Source organism: Tissierella sp., from assembly GCF_052089545.1.
Taxonomy (GTDB): Bacteria; Bacillota; Clostridia; order Tissierellales; family Tissierellaceae; genus Tissierella_A.
In genome coordinates this window covers 1-15,019 of record NZ_JBQDAA010000038.1, presented here as the reverse complement: position 1 = coordinate 15,019, position 15,019 = coordinate 1, and the positions used below count along the sequence as shown (strand labels likewise).

General features: G+C 27.6%; 16 protein-coding genes and 1 pseudogene. 3 read left to right on the top strand and 14 right to left on the bottom strand.

What is annotated here, in order from left to right; translation table 11 throughout:
* Window positions 1-371, top strand: a 371-nt coding sequence (locus ACTHW2_RS04680; RefSeq protein WP_442262676.1) for a nucleotidyltransferase family protein, incomplete at its 5' end; no start/stop codon positions are given.
* A gap of 60 nt (window positions 372-431) precedes the next feature.
* On the top strand, window positions 432-1,619 hold the full coding sequence (gene ylbJ, locus ACTHW2_RS04675; RefSeq protein ID WP_442262674.1) for a sporulation integral membrane protein YlbJ: 1,188 nt from the start codon (window positions 432-434) through the stop codon (window positions 1,617-1,619).
* On the opposite strand, the gene ACTHW2_RS04670 is transcribed toward ylbJ, so the two are convergent.
* From ACTHW2_RS04670 to ACTHW2_RS04645, 6 genes and pseudogenes are all read right to left on the bottom strand, one after another.
* The gene (locus ACTHW2_RS04670) at window positions 1,616-2,062 is read right to left on the bottom strand and encodes an ATPase (protein WP_442262672.1); all 447 of its coding nucleotides are present in this window, start codon (window positions 2,060-2,062) and stop codon (window positions 1,616-1,618) included. The genes ylbJ and ACTHW2_RS04670 overlap by 4 nt on opposite strands.
* The gene (coaD, locus tag ACTHW2_RS04665; RefSeq protein ID WP_442262670.1) at window positions 2,062-2,544 is read right to left on the bottom strand and encodes a pantetheine-phosphate adenylyltransferase; all 483 of its coding nucleotides are present in this window, start codon (window positions 2,542-2,544) and stop codon (window positions 2,062-2,064) included. The genes ACTHW2_RS04670 and coaD overlap by 1 nt, the downstream gene beginning before the upstream one ends.
* A 15-nt stretch (window positions 2,545-2,559) precedes the next feature.
* Window positions 2,560-3,120: pseudogene (gene rsmD, locus ACTHW2_RS04660) on the bottom strand (16S rRNA (guanine(966)-N(2))-methyltransferase RsmD); the annotation flags it as partial.
* Between the two features lie 58 nt (window positions 3,121-3,178).
* A complete protein-coding gene (gene recG / locus ACTHW2_RS04655) occupies window positions 3,179-5,209 on the bottom strand; it encodes an ATP-dependent DNA helicase RecG (RefSeq protein WP_442262678.1) in 2,031 nt (676 codons plus the stop codon).
* A 73-nt stretch (window positions 5,210-5,282) separates the two neighbouring features.
* Window positions 5,283-6,938 carry a DAK2 domain-containing protein gene (locus ACTHW2_RS04650; RefSeq protein WP_442262668.1) on the bottom strand — a complete coding sequence of 552 codons (1,656 nt, stop codon included), beginning with the start codon at window positions 6,936-6,938 and terminating at the stop codon, window positions 5,283-5,285.
* Window positions 6,939-6,956: 18 nt separating this feature from the next.
* Window positions 6,957-7,313, bottom strand: a complete 357-nt coding sequence (locus ACTHW2_RS04645) for an Asp23/Gls24 family envelope stress response protein (RefSeq protein ID WP_442262666.1) — start codon at window positions 7,311-7,313, stop codon at window positions 6,957-6,959.
* Window positions 7,314-7,603: 290 nt separating this feature from the next.
* On the opposite strand from ACTHW2_RS04645, the gene rpmB reads away from it, so the two are divergent.
* Window positions 7,604-7,795, top strand: a complete 192-nt coding sequence (gene rpmB, locus ACTHW2_RS04640; protein WP_442262664.1) for a 50S ribosomal protein L28 — start codon at window positions 7,604-7,606, stop codon at window positions 7,793-7,795.
* 24 nt (window positions 7,796-7,819) lie between these two features.
* On the opposite strand, the gene ACTHW2_RS04635 is transcribed toward rpmB, so the two are convergent.
* From ACTHW2_RS04635 to ACTHW2_RS04600, 8 genes are all read right to left on the bottom strand, one after another.
* Window positions 7,820-7,987, bottom strand: coding sequence for a hypothetical protein (locus ACTHW2_RS04635; protein WP_442262662.1), 168 nt, complete (start codon window positions 7,985-7,987; stop codon window positions 7,820-7,822).
* Between the two features lie 65 nt (window positions 7,988-8,052).
* The gene (locus ACTHW2_RS04630; protein WP_442262660.1) at window positions 8,053-8,688 is read right to left on the bottom strand and encodes a thiamine diphosphokinase; all 636 of its coding nucleotides are present in this window, start codon (window positions 8,686-8,688) and stop codon (window positions 8,053-8,055) included.
* Between the two features lie 225 nt (window positions 8,689-8,913).
* Window positions 8,914-9,573: a ribulose-phosphate 3-epimerase gene (rpe, locus tag ACTHW2_RS04625; protein WP_442262658.1), complete on the bottom strand. Its 660-nt coding sequence runs from the start codon at window positions 9,571-9,573 to the stop codon at window positions 8,914-8,916.
* A 1-nt stretch (window position 9,574) separates the two neighbouring features.
* A complete protein-coding gene (rsgA, locus tag ACTHW2_RS04620; RefSeq protein WP_442262656.1) occupies window positions 9,575-10,450 on the bottom strand; it encodes a ribosome small subunit-dependent GTPase A in 876 nt (291 codons plus the stop codon).
* Window positions 10,451-10,459: 9 nt separating this feature from the next.
* Complete coding sequence (pknB, locus tag ACTHW2_RS04615) at window positions 10,460-12,433, bottom strand: Stk1 family PASTA domain-containing Ser/Thr kinase (protein WP_442262654.1); 1,974 nt, start codon at window positions 12,431-12,433, stop codon at window positions 10,460-10,462.
* Window positions 12,434-12,449: 16 nt separating this feature from the next.
* On the bottom strand, window positions 12,450-13,178 hold the full coding sequence (locus ACTHW2_RS04610) for a Stp1/IreP family PP2C-type Ser/Thr phosphatase (RefSeq protein ID WP_442262652.1): 729 nt from the start codon (window positions 13,176-13,178) through the stop codon (window positions 12,450-12,452).
* A 23-nt stretch (window positions 13,179-13,201) separates the two neighbouring features.
* On the bottom strand, window positions 13,202-14,242 hold the full coding sequence (gene rlmN, locus ACTHW2_RS04605) for a 23S rRNA (adenine(2503)-C(2))-methyltransferase RlmN (protein ID WP_442262650.1): 1,041 nt from the start codon (window positions 14,240-14,242) through the stop codon (window positions 13,202-13,204).
* A 243-nt stretch (window positions 14,243-14,485) separates the two neighbouring features.
* Window positions 14,486-15,019, bottom strand: a 534-nt coding sequence (locus ACTHW2_RS04600; protein WP_442262648.1) for a zinc metallopeptidase, incomplete at its 5' end; no start/stop codon positions are given.

Below are 15,019 nucleotides of genomic sequence, written 5' to 3'. Positions count from 1 at the left end.
ATCAAGATATAGAAAATATTATTTCTCAAATTTCAACCAAAAGATATCCTTCAACCCGTATACAAAGAATCTTTATTCATCTTTTACTTGGATTAAATCAAATAGATATTGAAAATGCATATTTAAATAATCCACAACACATAAGGGTACTTGGATCAAACAAAAAAGGACATTCTATTATAAATAAAATAAAAAAAGAATCTCCTATTAAGGTTATTACAAAGTTCTCTGATTATAAGAAATATAATATAAAAGAAATAAGTAAAATTCTAGAGTTTGAAAAAAAAGCTACTGATATTTATTTTTTAGGACTAGATTCTATAAAAAACTCAACTGATAAAGACTACTATATAAGTCCTTATATAAAATAACTTTTTATAATCTCTTCATATTGTTAATAGCAGTTAAATATAATATGAAGAGGTGATTATGTGAACAGAAAAAAATATAATAAAATCAATCTCTTTTATATACTTATTTTGTTTCTTATGATATCTATCATTAAAGATCCAGTCCTTTCTATAGATAGCGCTAGAAGCGGACTTAATATTTGGTTTAATACACTTTTACCATCACTTTTACCTTTTTTTATACTTTCAGAACTATTAATATTATCTGGATTTGTAAAAAGGTTTGGAAGTTTCTTAAAGCCTATTATGAAGCCTCTATTTAATGTTTCCGGAGAAGGGTCATTCCCACTCATAATGAGCATGGTATCAGGATATCCAATTGGATCGAAGCTTACATGCAGTTTACGAAATAAAAATATAGTAACAAAAGTTGAAGCTAATAGATTGATAGGGTTTACATCAACTTCTGGTCCATTATTTATGCTAGGTGCCGTTTTAGTAGGTATGTTAAATAGTCCTCATTTAAAACTACTTATTATTATTCCTCATTATTTAGGTATTATCACAATAGGTATTTTACTTAGATTTTATAATCCTAAAAAAAATAGATATAAAAGATCAGATTCAATTACATATACGGAAAAAACAAATAGTGATAAGTCTCCTAAAACATTGGGATATTTAATTTCTCAAAGTGTTAAGGATGGTATGAATTCTATCATTTTAATTGGAGGCTTTATCATTATTTATTCAGTGATAATAGAAGTACTTTTAAACTCTAAATTAATTGATCTATTTATATTAAACATATCAAAGGTTTTAAATTTAGATATCTCAATCTTGAAGTCTATATTTGCAGGTATTTTTGAAATAAGCATAGGATCTCAAAAAATAGCAATGTTAAATATAAACATATTTTATAAAATATGTTTAATAAACTTTGTAATAGCTTGGGGAGGATTTTCTTTACAAAGTCAAGCTTTGAGTTTTATAAGTCAAACAGACATAAGTAGTAAAATATTTATTATATCCAAGTTTTTGCATGGAATATTTTCATCCTTTTATACATATATTTTTTATTTAATTGCATATAGAAATATATCTATTCCTTCTATAAGTTTCCCTACAATTATTCGTAAAGAGTATGATTTTAATAATTGGATTTCTACCATATTAAGTTCCACTAAATTATCAATAGGTATTTGTATCTTTTTTTTATTACTAAGTTTGTTTGTTCATTTAATATTTATAAATAAAAAAGAGGCTTAATCTTCGCCTCTTAACTCTTTCCTATTATCATTAAGTAGAATTATCACCTTTTTTAGTTCCTCTTGTGTTTCTAATAAAAGGCTATCAGCATATTCCATTGCACCTAACCTTATCTCTTTAGCATTGTTTTGAGCATTTACAATAATTTCTTTAGATCTTTCCTGAGCTATCTTAGTTATGCTTTCCCCTTCTATAAGTTCTTCTAATTTATATTCAGCATCATTCAATATATTGTCTGCATCACTTTGAGCCTCTGCAAGTATTCTCTTTTTTTCCTCTTTTATCCATGAAGCTTGTTTTAATTCATCTGGTAGTCTAAGTCTTATTTCTTTAATGATCTCCAAAATTTCTTCCGAATCAACCATTGCTTTTTTACTAAAAGGAACACTACCTGCATTTTCAACTACATCTTCAATTTCATCTATTAGTTTTATTATATCCATTAAAAATCACCTCTTATTTTATTTTTCATTTCTTTTTCTACTATTTCAGGTACAAAAGAGCTTATATTACCATTATGAAGTGCAATTTCTTTTACTATACTGGAGCTTAAATATACATATTCACTACGCGATACCATAAAAAGAGTTTCTATTTCTGGATCAAGTTTTTTGTTTACTAAAGCCATTTGCATCTCATATTCATAATCAGATACAGCTCTTAATCCTCTTATCATAGTACTGCATTTTTTATCTTTAGCAAAATCTGCTAAAAGTCCTGAAAAAGAACTAATTTCAACATTTTTAAATTGACTTGTAGTTTCTTTTAGAAGATTCATCCTTTCTTCTACTGTAAAAAGTCCTTTTTTAGATACATTATTTAATACTCCAATTATAACATCATCAAATTTTTCAGAACATCTTTTTATTATGTCGAGATGACCATATGTAACAGGGTCAAAACTTCCTGGATATATCACTTTCATAAAACTCCTCCTCGCTTAGTTATTTTTTATAAAAGTTATACTTTTACTACCATATTTTCTGGTGTCAACTACTTGAAAATTATTTAGGTTTTTTTCTATATCTACTTTATTTTCATGTTCAACTATGATTAATCCATTATCTTTTAATATTGAATTGTTATTTAAGCTATCTAGAATATTGAATAGTAGTTTATGATTTTTAAAGGGAGGATCTATATATATATAATCAAACTTTAGTTTTTTTTCTCTTAAAAACTTAATTGCAACTATGCTATCTTTTTTATATACAAAGGAATTATCTAAAAATTTAGTATGGGATAAATTTTCTTTTATTGTTTTTATACTATCATGAGATGAATCTATAAAATAGCATGATTTTACACCTCTGCTTAAAAACTCTATTCCTATACCACCTGTTCCTGCAAACAAATCTAATACTAAATCTTCTTTTTTTAAATTACCTAATATATTAAATAAAGATTCTTTTATTCTATCTTCTGTTGGTCTTGTATTTTGACCTTTTGGTGTTTTTAATTTGTGACCTTTGCGACTGCCTGATATAACTCTCACTTTAACTCTCCTCTTTAAGTTTAATTATATATATAGTAACATATTATAACATGTTTTATAAAGTCTAATTTAATATTAATTCATTTTTAAAATCTTTAAACATCTTTTTAATTTGAACTTTAATTTTTTTATGTTCTTTTCTTTCTAAATTTGGATCCGTTTTTATTATTTCCATTGCCTCTTTTTGAACTATTTGTAATATTTTAATATCAGTAAATAAATTAGCAATTTTAAGTTCAGGAATACCATGTTGTCGTGTTCCAAAAAACTCTCCAGGTCCTCTAAGTTCCAAGTCTTTTTCTGATATTGTGAATCCATCTGAAGATTGTTGCAAGATACGCATTCTCTCTCGGGCAATTTTATTTTGACTATAGTTTATCAGTATACAGTAAGATTGATATTCGCCTCTCCCAACTCTTCCTCTTAATTGATGAAGCTGAGCCAAACCAAATCTTTCTGAATTATATATTGCCATTATATTAGAGTTTGGAACATTTACTCCAACTTCTATAACTGTTGTAGAGATTAATATATCAATATTTCCCTTTTTAAAACTTAACATAATTTTATCTTTATCCTTTGAATTCATTTTACCATGTAATAACCCTACATTAAATTCTTCAAAAATATTTTCTTTAAGATCAATATATAAATCTTCAGCAGAATTTAAATTTAAATCTTCAGATTCTTCTATTAAAGGACAAACTATATACGCTTGTCTTCCTTCTAGTATTTGTTTTCTAATAAATCCGTTCATCCTATCTATCATATGAGGACCAACTGCAAAGGTTTCTATTTCTTTTCTACCAGGTGGTAATTCATCAATTATTGATATATCTAAATCTCCATATAAGATAAGTGCTAAAGTCCTAGGGATAGGAGTTGCTGTCATAACAAGTATATCTGGATTCTTACCTTTTTTATTTAATACAGCTCTTTGTTTAACTCCAAATCTATGTTGCTCATCGGTTATAGCAAGTCCTAATTTTTTAAAGTCAATACCATCTTGAATAATAGCATGAGTACCTACTAATATATCTATTTGACCCTCTTTAAGCCCTTTTAAAATATCTTTTTTCTTTTTAGCACTCAGTGAACCAACTAAAAGTTCACACTTAATATCCCATTTTTTAAAAAGAGTATACAAACTTTCAAAATGTTGTGTAGCTAGTATTTCCGTTGGTGCAAGCATTGCACTTTGATATCCACATTTAGCAGTTTTAAACATAGCGACTGCAGCTACAATAGTTTTTCCAGAGCCTACATCACCTTGAATTAGTCTATTCATCTGCTTTTCGCTATTCATATCTTTTTCTATATCCTCTATTACTTTTGCTTGGGCACTTGTAAGTTTAAAAGGCAGGGATTCAATAATCTTTTTAGTATCATTAAACTTAGAAAAAGATATACCTTTTTCTAAGTTTTTATTTAAGTTCTTCATCATAAATAAACCAAGTTGTAAAACCATAAGCTCTTCAAACTTCAATCTATTTTGAGCTCTTTTAAGTTTATCACCATCTTCTGGAAAATGTATGTTTTTTATAGATTCTTTGATATCCATTAAATTATATTTTACCAACAAATGAAATGGTAGACTTTCATCCACTATGTCTATTTTTTCTTCTAAAGCTACATTTATAATTTTAAAAATATTATTATTTGATAGTCCCTTAGTCAAAGAATATAAGGGAATAATTCTTCCTACTTTATTTATTTTATCCTTTTCCTCAAATACTGGATTTGAAACTTGATATTCCATTCCTATTCTTTTTAATTTCCCATAAACCCTAAAGGTATCACCAACATTAAATTTGCTTTTTAAATATTCTTGATTGAAAAATGTTAAATATCCATTTCCACTTTTGTCTTTAAAAGGAACTTTTAATATTGACATATTCCTTCTTGGTCTTAAAACTTGTCCTTTACCTAATATCTCAATCTCTAAACTAGCATTTTCTCCTGAAGGAATATTTCTTAGAAGTGAAACTTTAGACCTATCTTCATAATCTTTAGGATAATACCTTAATATATCTTCAACTGTAAATATATTTAATCGATTCAATTTCTCTGCTTTTTTAGGACCAACGCCTTTTATAAATTGTATATTAATAAATTTCTACCTCCTTTTATTTAAAATAAAAAAGCCCTACATAATAAGTAGGGTAATTTTACTCTAAAGAAAAGATATAATAGTAAAGAGGCTGTCCTCCATATATAAGTTCTATATCTATACCATCTAAGGAGTTTTCCAAAGATAAAATTAATTCATTTGCTTCTTCTTTTTTTATCTCATCTCCATAGAAGACTGTTATTAAGGATATATCATCATTTATTACTTTTTCAACTAAATTTTTAGAAACATCATTTATATCTTTTCCAGAAACTAGAATATCTCCCTTTGAAATTCCTATTATATCATCTTTATAGATTTTTTTATCATTTAACTCTGTATCTCTTACAGCATAGGTTATTTGCCCAGTGGTTACTTCTTTAATAGCATCTTGCATATTTTTAGTATTTTCTTCTATATCATCTTCTTCATCAAATGAGAGTAAAGCTGAAATTCCTTCAGGAATAGACTTTGTAGGAATAACTACAATATTTTTTTCAGAAAGCTCTTTACTTTGTTCTGCAGCAAGAATTATGTTGCTATTATTTGGAAGTATAAATACATTTTTACCAGGTGTACTTTCTACTGCATTTAATATATCTTCTGTGCTCGGATTCATTGTTTGACCACCTTGCACTACACAATCTACATTAAGTTCTTTAAATATCTTATCAATACCTTCACCGATAGAAATTGTTACAAATGAGTATTTTTCTTCTTTTATAATATCTAATTCATTTACATTCGTTTCGGCTTCCTGTGATTTTATTTCATTTTTTAATAGAATTTCTTCATGTTGATATCTCATATTATCAATCTTTATATCACTTAAGTCACCTAAAGATGTTCCTTTTTGTATTACAATCCCTGGATCATTTGTATGGATATGAATCTTTATAATACCTTCTCCACCTACTACCATTAAGGAATCTCCAATTTTAGATAATTCCTCTCTTAGTAGATCTATATCTTTATACTTTGTATTTATCATAAGCTCCGTGCAATAACCATATTTAATATTATCTGTATCAATAGGTTCTTTATGGCTTTGTTCTAAATCTGAAATTACAAGCTTATCAGTATCTTCAAAATCTTCTGTACCTGATATTGAATTATATGCTCCTATCAATACATACATAAAACCCTTACCACCAGCATCTACAACTCCTGCCTGTTTTAACACTGGAAGCATATCTGGTGTTTTATTTAAAGTAATATTACCATGGTCTATTACTCTTTTGAAAAAAGATAATATATCATCATTTTCTTCCCAAATCTTCATAGCGAATTCGCCACATTCTCTAGCAACAGTAAGAATTGTTCCTTCTGTAGGTTTCATCACAGCCTTGTAGGCAGTATCTGAAGCCTCTTTTAATCCTTCAGCAATTTCTTTTACTCCTATTTTTTTATTGTTCTTTAAGCCATTTGCAAAGCCTCTAAAAAGTTGAGACAGTATGACACCAGAGTTGCCCCTAGCCCCCATTAAAGAGCCCTGACTTGCTCCTAAAGCTATTTTAGAAGCATCTCCATCTTCAGCTGCTAGGCCCTGTTTTAAAGCTGATTTAATAGTTAGACTCATATTAGTTCCTGTGTCTCCATCTGGAACTGGAAACACATTTAAGGAGTTTACCTCCTCTTTATTTTCTTCTAGGAGAGCTGTGGCGCCTTTAAGTGCTTTTTTCATAAGCTCTCCATCTATATGCTTTATTTTCAAGTGTAGTACCTCCTTAAGCTACTTTTGAACTCTAATTCCCTGTACATAAATGTTTATTGAATCTATTTTTTGTCCAGTTAATTTTTCTACATTAAATTTTACTCTTTCAATTATATTTTTTGCTACCACTGATATTTTAACACCATATTGCAATATTACATGCAAATCAATATTAAGTTTATTTTCTTTTAAATATACTTTTATTCCTTTAGTTAAGGAATCCCATTTTAGGAGTTCAAATAATCCATCTGTAGCATTTTTTGAAGCCATACCTACTATACCATAACTTTCCATAGCTGATACACCGGCAAGTGTTGCTATCACGTTTTCATCAATACTTATTGTTCCCATTTCAGTATTAGTTTTGGTTGGCATTAACAATCTCCTCCTCATTTTATACTATTCTATATTTAATATTCTACCCTAAAAAGTTAAATAATTCAACTAAATACTCTTTCCCATAATTTCTACATAAAGGATCTGTAAAATTATATATATCTCTTATAAAATTATACAAAAATAATGTAAGATACTAGCTAAGTTACTTTATTATTACATTTTAGTTGCATTTATATATATTATTATGTTAAAATGTAATATGTTATTATAGTTAATAAGAATAAAATGATTATAATTTTTAAAGAGTAATCAAGGAGGTGTTTTAAATGGCAAGAAGCTGTGATATATGCGGAAAAGGAAAAACATTTGGTCACAATGTTACCTTCTCAAATAGAAAGAACCTTAGAACTTGGTCCCCTAATATTAGAAAAGTAAGAGCCATTGTAGATGGGTCTGTTAAAAGAATTAGTGTATGTACTAGATGTCTAAGATCTGGATACGTTGAAAGAGCATTATAAATAAAGCTACCGTATACGGTAGCTTTATTTCATAAATATTAATGTACCCATTAAAAGTAAGCCTATACCAATTAGTAAAAGTAAAAATCTTACAGGCATTGTGTTTATAACTATTAAAAAACCTACTACACCTAAGGAGATGCCTATAGTCTTTTCAATTTTAGCTTTATGGCCATATCTAAAACCTTTCATATCTAACACTCCTTATCCCTTTATATTATAATATACAAATAATATAAATAAGTTCCTAATATAACTTAATCTTTAGATTGGATTATTAAAGCCATACCTTTATAAACTCTTATATTTCCATATTCTTTGATTATTTTATTACTTATTCCCCTTGTACTAGTAAATTCTAGATATTCCCTTTTAAGTGGATATAAAAAACCTTCTAGACTAACTTCTATTCCTTCCTTGTTTAAAGGTATTATAGAAACAAAGTAATTTTCTCTATGTTTTAAAGAGATGGTGTCTTCAGTATAATATATTCTATTGTTACTATCTATTATCGATCCTTTAACTCCTAATCCATACATTTTTTTTAATAAATATATATTAGCAAATGTATGATCTATTCTTGTACCGGTAACTCCTATAAAGTTTATATTTTTATATTCCTTTTCAAGTAAATAATTTAGACATAATTCTGTATCGGTTTCATTTTTCATTGAAGGGAATTTATTTATTTCTATATTTTCATTTTTCAATATTTGTAATTCTTTATTTCCTATAGAGTCTAAATCCCCCAATACAAGATCTGGCCGTTTGTTTATCTTTAAAAGATGGTTGACACCTCCATCTGCACATACTATATAGTCACTATCTTCAACTATCTTTTTTAATAATTTATAATCTTCTATTTTTCCACTAGATATTATTAAAGCATTCATATATTAACCTCCTCTACGATTTATATAATAGTCGTAATAATATTTCTAAAGTCCTATCTTATTTTATAATTTTATAAACTATTATTTAACTTAAATTTTCTATTTGATTATTAAAAACTTCACTTTCAATTTAATCATATATTTCTAATGTAAAAACACCCATTAATTTATAATAATGGGTGCGGTCACATCGGTCCTTCTTATAATATAATTAAAAGTTATCCTTTAACCTTTTTGAATCTTCTGCTTAAATTCTCGAGTTCTATTTTCTATATCAGATGATTTAAATATATCAGAACCTACAACTATTAAATCTGCTCCTAAATCTACTATTTCACTAATATTGTTTAGTTTAATTCCTCCATCTACTTCTAATATTATATCCAAAGACTTTTTATCTATTAATCCTCTAGTTTTTTTGATTTTTTCTTTAATTATAGGAATAAATGATTGTCCTCCAAAGCCTGGATTCACACTCATTATTAAAATTAAATCTAGGTCATCTATTACATAATTTAAACTTGATAAAGTAGTAGATGGATTTAACGATACACCAGCCTTTATTCCAAAAGATTTTATAAGCTGTATTACCCTATGAAGGTGAATAGTTGATTCTCCATGAACGGTTATAATATCTGCACCTACATCTACAAAGTCTTTTATATATCTTTCAGGCTTGTCTATCATTAAATGAACATCCAATGGTAGTTTTGTAATATTTTTAATACTTTTTATAACTGGTGTTCCAAAGGATATATTCGGAACAAAATTTCCATCCATAACATCTATATGAAGATAGTCTGCACCACCATCTTCAATCTTTTTTATCTCATCCTTTAATACAGCAAAATTTGCTGATAGTAAAGAAGGTGCTAGTTTAGCCATTTTAATACCTCCTAATCTTTCTTACTTCCTCAAGTAATAAAAGATAATTTTTATATCTGTTTTTATCTATATTATTTTTATCTACTGCTTTTTTAACTGCACAGCCTGGTTCCTTATTATGCAAACAACTTAAAAACCTACAGCCTTCACCATATTTACTTATTTCTTTAAAGTAATGTCTAACTTCAGATTCATCTTTTATAAAATCTAAATTTAAAGAACTAAAACCTGGAGAATCTAAAACAAAAGAATTTTCCTTTAACTCTAATAATTCTATATGACGCGTTGTATGTTTTCCTCTTTTGTTTTTTGAACTTACATCTCCAGTTTCTAGTTTAAATCCTTTATGAATTTTATTTAATAAAGATGATTTACCAACACCCGATGGGCCAGCAAACACACTTATATTATTGTCTAAGTTTTTTTTAATTTCTTCAATTCCAATATCTAAAATCGTACTAGTTATTATAACCTTATACCCTGCCTTTTCATAAATTTCTTTTAATTCATAAGATTTTTTTTCATCTATATCAGACTTATTTAGACATATAACGGTATCTAAATTTTCATATTCAGCCATAAGCAAGAATTTATCTAATAACCAAGTATTAATTTTAGGATTTTTTACACTCATCACAATAATGGCTTGAGTTACATTTGCTACAGGTGGTCTTAACAATTCAGTTTTACGATTATATATATCTATTATATATCCCATATTATCTTCTTCGCTTATTTTAATGTTTACAACATCCCCTATTAAGGGAGTTAATTTCTCTACCCTAAATACCCCTCTAGCTCTGCTCTTTATAATACCTTGAGAAGTTTTTATAGAATAGATTCCTCCTACACCTTTTATTATTCTTCCTTTTAACATATCTCACCACTATTCTTGTTTTATTTTTGTTTCTTGCAATTTATCATCAAAGTAAATTTCAAATTTAGAACCTTTTTTTCCTTTAGAAGAAACCTCAACCTCACCTTGAGAACTCATATGTTTTTTATTATAAACTTCTTTTCTTTCTCCATCTTGTGTTCGAAAAATGGATACTTTTATTTCTTCTACCTCTTCTCTAGTAGGAAGAGATATGATAAATCTTATTGGCCCTTCTGATTGTTCTGGTTCTGGATCTGGATTAGGCTCAGGCTGTGGCTCCGGATCTGGTTCTGGAGTTGGTTCACTTCCTTTACTTACGTATAAGTCAATTGCTGTATCAGATTTTAATTCATCACCTTCATTTGATGATTGAAAATAGACTACATCTTTAGGAAAATTATCATTATACTCTTCCTTAACATCTCCAATCGAAAGACCTATTCCTAAAATTTTATTTTTAGCTTCTATAATATTTCGACCTACTACTTTAGGCATAATAACAGTTTTTACTTCTTCACCTTTGCTTACCGTAAATATAACTTTATCTCCTTTTGATAAAAATGCATAGGCATTAGGTCTTTGCTCCATTATAGCCTCATTGGGAGTAATATTAGAAAACTCATATTTTATATCTCCAATCTCTAAACCTAACTCCTTAATTGTTTTTTGAGCTTCTTCTAAGCTTTGATTAACAAAGTTAGGTACCTTTATAAGTTCTTCCCCTTCACTTATAATGACTTCAATAGTATATCCACTTTTAACTTTAGATTCTGGTTCTTGGTTTTGTTTAACTATTTCTCCTTCTTCAAATTCATCAGTTTGAATTTTATCCTTTATTTCAAGATTTAAATCTACTTCTTGAGCTTTTATTTCAGCATCTTCCATTGACATTCCTACAAAATCTGGAACTATTACCTCGGAAGATTTGAAAATATCTTTGAGTTTAAAATACCCAAAAAACATACCACTAACTACAAGCAACGCTAATAATATGGCAAGAAATGTTTTTTTTGCTCCTATTCCTTGATCATCTTCGTTTTCATCTTCATTTTTATTTTCTTGTTTTAAGTCTCCATTTATATCTTTATCTTTTACTGTAGGGATTACCATAGTAGGAGAATCTTCTATTTTGTCTTCATTTAAAATAGGTGCTGTCAATGTATCAATGTTTTTTAAGTCATAGATTAATTTAGATATATTTTGATATCTATCACTTTGGTTCTTTGATACACATTTTAATATAATAGACTCTAAATCATTTGAAATATTAGGATTTACTTCTCTAGGCCTTACAATTTTTTCTTGTATATGTTTTAAAGCAACAGCAACAGCTGTATCTGCATTAAATGGGAGTTCTCCTGTTATCATCTCATACATAACTATACCTATAGAATATATATCTGATTTTTCATCCGTATATCCTCCTCTAGCTTGTTCTGGAGATATATAGTGTACTGACCCTAAAGTATCAGAGCCAATTGTTACAGTCGATGAAGTAACAGCCCTTGCAATTCCAAAATCTGTAACTTTTACTCTATTATTATCATTTATCATTATATTGTGAGGCTTTATATCTCTATGTATTATATGGTTTGAATGAGCATGTTCTATGGCTTCAGCTATTTGTAAACTATAAAATATAGTATCATTAGAATTTAGCTTTCCTTTTTCTTTTATTATTTCCTTTAGTGTTTTTCCATTTATATACTCCATAACAATATATGGTATATTTCCATCTTCATTTTCTATATATCCAACATCGTATACATTAACAATATTAGGATGAGATAGGCTAGCTGCGGCTCTAGATTCTCTTTTAAATTTCTCTGCAAATGTTTCATCATTTACATATTCATCTTTTAATACTTTTATAGCCACAAATCTATTTAATACTTTACATTTTGCTTGATAGACCTTTGCCATTCCACCTTCACCAATTTTTTCAATTATCTCATATCTATTATTCAAAACTTTTCCTAACATATATTCACCTCTTTTCTTAAAATTCAATCATAACTAAACTTATATTATCCCTTCCACCATTTTTTTTGGCAGTATCTATTAATGTATTTCCTTTTTCAATTAGAGCAGAGTTTAATTTAGATATCTCCAATATATTTTTTGTACTTAGCATATTAGATAGCCCATCTGTACAAAGCAATAATTTATCTCCCTCTTTATATTTAATTATCTTTATATCAATATCAATATCATAACTTGTTCCAACTGCCCTAGTGATAATATTTCTCTTAGGATGTTTAACAGCTTCATTTAATGTTATCTCACCTTTTTTTATGAGTTCATTTACTAAAGAATGATCTTCTGTTACTTGTTTTATACTATCATTCCTTATTTTATATATTCTACTATCTCCTACATGGCCTATATAGATATGAGATTTATAGATATAACACAGACTTACTGTTGTACCCATTCCATTATATTCTAACAATTCAAATGATTTTTTATATATCTTTTTATTAGCAATTTTAATTGAATTATTTATTGTTTCTACTATAGATTTTTTATTAGCAAGTATCTCTTTATTTTCTATAAATATCTCTTTTATAATCTTTACTGCATCATTACTTGCTATTTCTCCACCCTTATGGCCTCCCATACCATCAGCTATAATAAAAAGAGGTAATTCTGATTCATCCGATGCAAAAATAGAATCTTGATTTTTCTCTCTTACAAGCCCTATATCTGTAAGTGCAATTATATTCATATATATATACCTCATTTCAGTGTTTATTTATTTCCCTCAATATAATCTCTTCTTAATTGCCCACAAGATGCTGAAATATCAGTTCCTTTTTCCCCTCTTATAGTAGTTTTTATATGTCTTTTTTCTAATTCTTTCTTAAATTCCTCTACCCGATTTCTTTCTGGTCGACTTTTATTATATTCTTTTATAGGATTTAATGGTATCAAATTTATGTGGCTCTTAAGACCATTTAATACATCTGACAATTCCTCAACGTCTTCTTTTCTATCATTAACACCCTCTACAAGAGTATATTCAAATGTTATTCTTCTATTAGATTTTTTTTCATAATATTTAACCGCTTGTATTAATTCCTTAATGGAATATGTTTTAGCAATCGGCATTATCTTTCTCCTTTCACTATCAAAAGGAGAGTGAAGTGATATAGACAGTGTAATAGGAAGATTTTCATCTGCTAAATCATATATTTTAGGAGTAATTCCACATGTTGATAATGTGATATTTCTATAACTTGTGTTATGTCCTTTAGGATCATGTATGATTTTTAAAAACCTTAATGTATTTTGATAATTATCTAATGGTTCACCACTTCCCATAAGGACAATATTATCTATATTTTCGCCTATATCTTTTTCAATTAAATAAATTTGATTTAACATTTCAGCTGATGTTAAATCTCTAACTCGACCTTCTTTTGTTGAAGCGCAAAATTCACACCCCATCCTACATCCAACTTGTGTAGAAATACATACTGATTTTCCATGAGGATATATCATTAAAACACTTTCAATTATATTCTTATCTTCTAAAGCAAATAAATATTTCTTTGTATTATCTAACTTTGATTCAAATTTTTTTATAATTTTAATTTTATTTACATAGCCTTTTTCCATAAGAACACTTCTAGTCTTTTTTGGCAACAAATTTATTTTATCTAAATTTACCTCTTTGTTTCTATTAAAATAAGAGAATAGTTGTTCTCCTCTGTATGATTTTTCACCTAAATCTAGCATTAACTTTTTTGATTCTTCTAAAGTCAAACTATTTAATTCTGTTTTTTTCAACAAATCACCTCATTTATATATTATATATAATAATAGTAAATTTATCTATATTGAAATATAACTAATTTTATACTTTTTATATTCTATCTTTACAAAATAAACAATAATATAAAACCATTATTTAATCTTTATACTTACATATTCTTTAACAAAATTTGATTTATTTACAGCTTGATTTTTATAGTGATATTCATATATTGCATTTTATTTTAAATAAAAAAACAAGGAGATTTCTCTCCTTTTTTATCTTCTATTACTCATAGAAATCAACCTTAAAAGTTGTGAAATAGCTACTAATGTTGATGCTATATAAGTTAAAGCGGCAGCATTTAACATGCTTTTTGCTGGTTGTAATTTTTCTCTAGGAGATATTCCATTTTCTAATTCTGTTAAAGCTCTCCTGCTTGCATTAAGTTCTACAGGTAATGTAACAATTTGAAAAATTACAATTCCTATAAAAAGCATAATACCAACTTCAATAAAAAAAGAACTCACTATAATCCCTAATAATATGAACATCCATACAAATCTTGAAGCAAAATTAACTATTGGTGCCATATTATTTCTAAGAACTAAAGGAAAATATCCTTCTGCATCTTGAATAGCATGACCTACCTCATGAGCTGCTACACTCATAGATGCAATACTTTTGCCACTGTATATTGAATTAGATAATCTAAGTACTTTTGTTCGCGGATCATAATGATCTGACAAAGTACCAGGTGTACGCTCAATTCTTATATTGTTTAGACCATTTCTATCTAATATCATACGGGC

What these genes read in the sequence shown, in the direction of transcription:
- ACTHW2_RS04670 (WP_442262672.1), bottom strand. Translation starts at nt 2,062, where the DNA reads ATGGATATAATAAAACTAATAGATGAAATTGAAGATGTAGTTGAAAAT.
- coaD (WP_442262670.1), bottom strand. Translation starts at nt 2,544, where the DNA reads ATGAAAGTGATATATCCAGGAAGTTTTGACCCTGTTACATATGGTCAT.
- ACTHW2_RS04645 (WP_442262666.1), bottom strand. Translation starts at nt 7,313, where the DNA reads ATGCCAACCAAAACTAATACTGAAATGGGAACAATAAGTATTGATGAA.
- rpmB (WP_442262664.1), top strand. Translation starts at nt 7,604, where the DNA reads ATGGCAAGAAGCTGTGATATATGCGGAAAAGGAAAAACATTTGGTCAC.
- ACTHW2_RS04635 (WP_442262662.1), bottom strand. Translation starts at nt 7,987, where the DNA reads ATGAAAGGTTTTAGATATGGCCATAAAGCTAAAATTGAAAAGACTATA.
- ACTHW2_RS04630 (WP_442262660.1), bottom strand. Translation starts at nt 8,688, where the DNA reads ATGAATGCTTTAATAATATCTAGTGGAAAAATAGAAGATTATAAATTA.
- rpe (WP_442262658.1), bottom strand. Translation starts at nt 9,573, where the DNA reads ATGGCTAAACTAGCACCTTCTTTACTATCAGCAAATTTTGCTGTATTA.
- rsgA (WP_442262656.1), bottom strand. Translation starts at nt 10,450, where the DNA reads ATGTTAAAAGGAAGAATAATAAAAGGTGTAGGAGGAATCTATTCTATA.
- pknB (WP_442262654.1), bottom strand. Translation starts at nt 12,433, where the DNA reads ATGTTAGGAAAAGTTTTGAATAATAGATATGAGATAATTGAAAAAATT.
- ACTHW2_RS04610 (WP_442262652.1), bottom strand. Translation starts at nt 13,178, where the DNA reads ATGAATATAATTGCACTTACAGATATAGGGCTTGTAAGAGAGAAAAAT.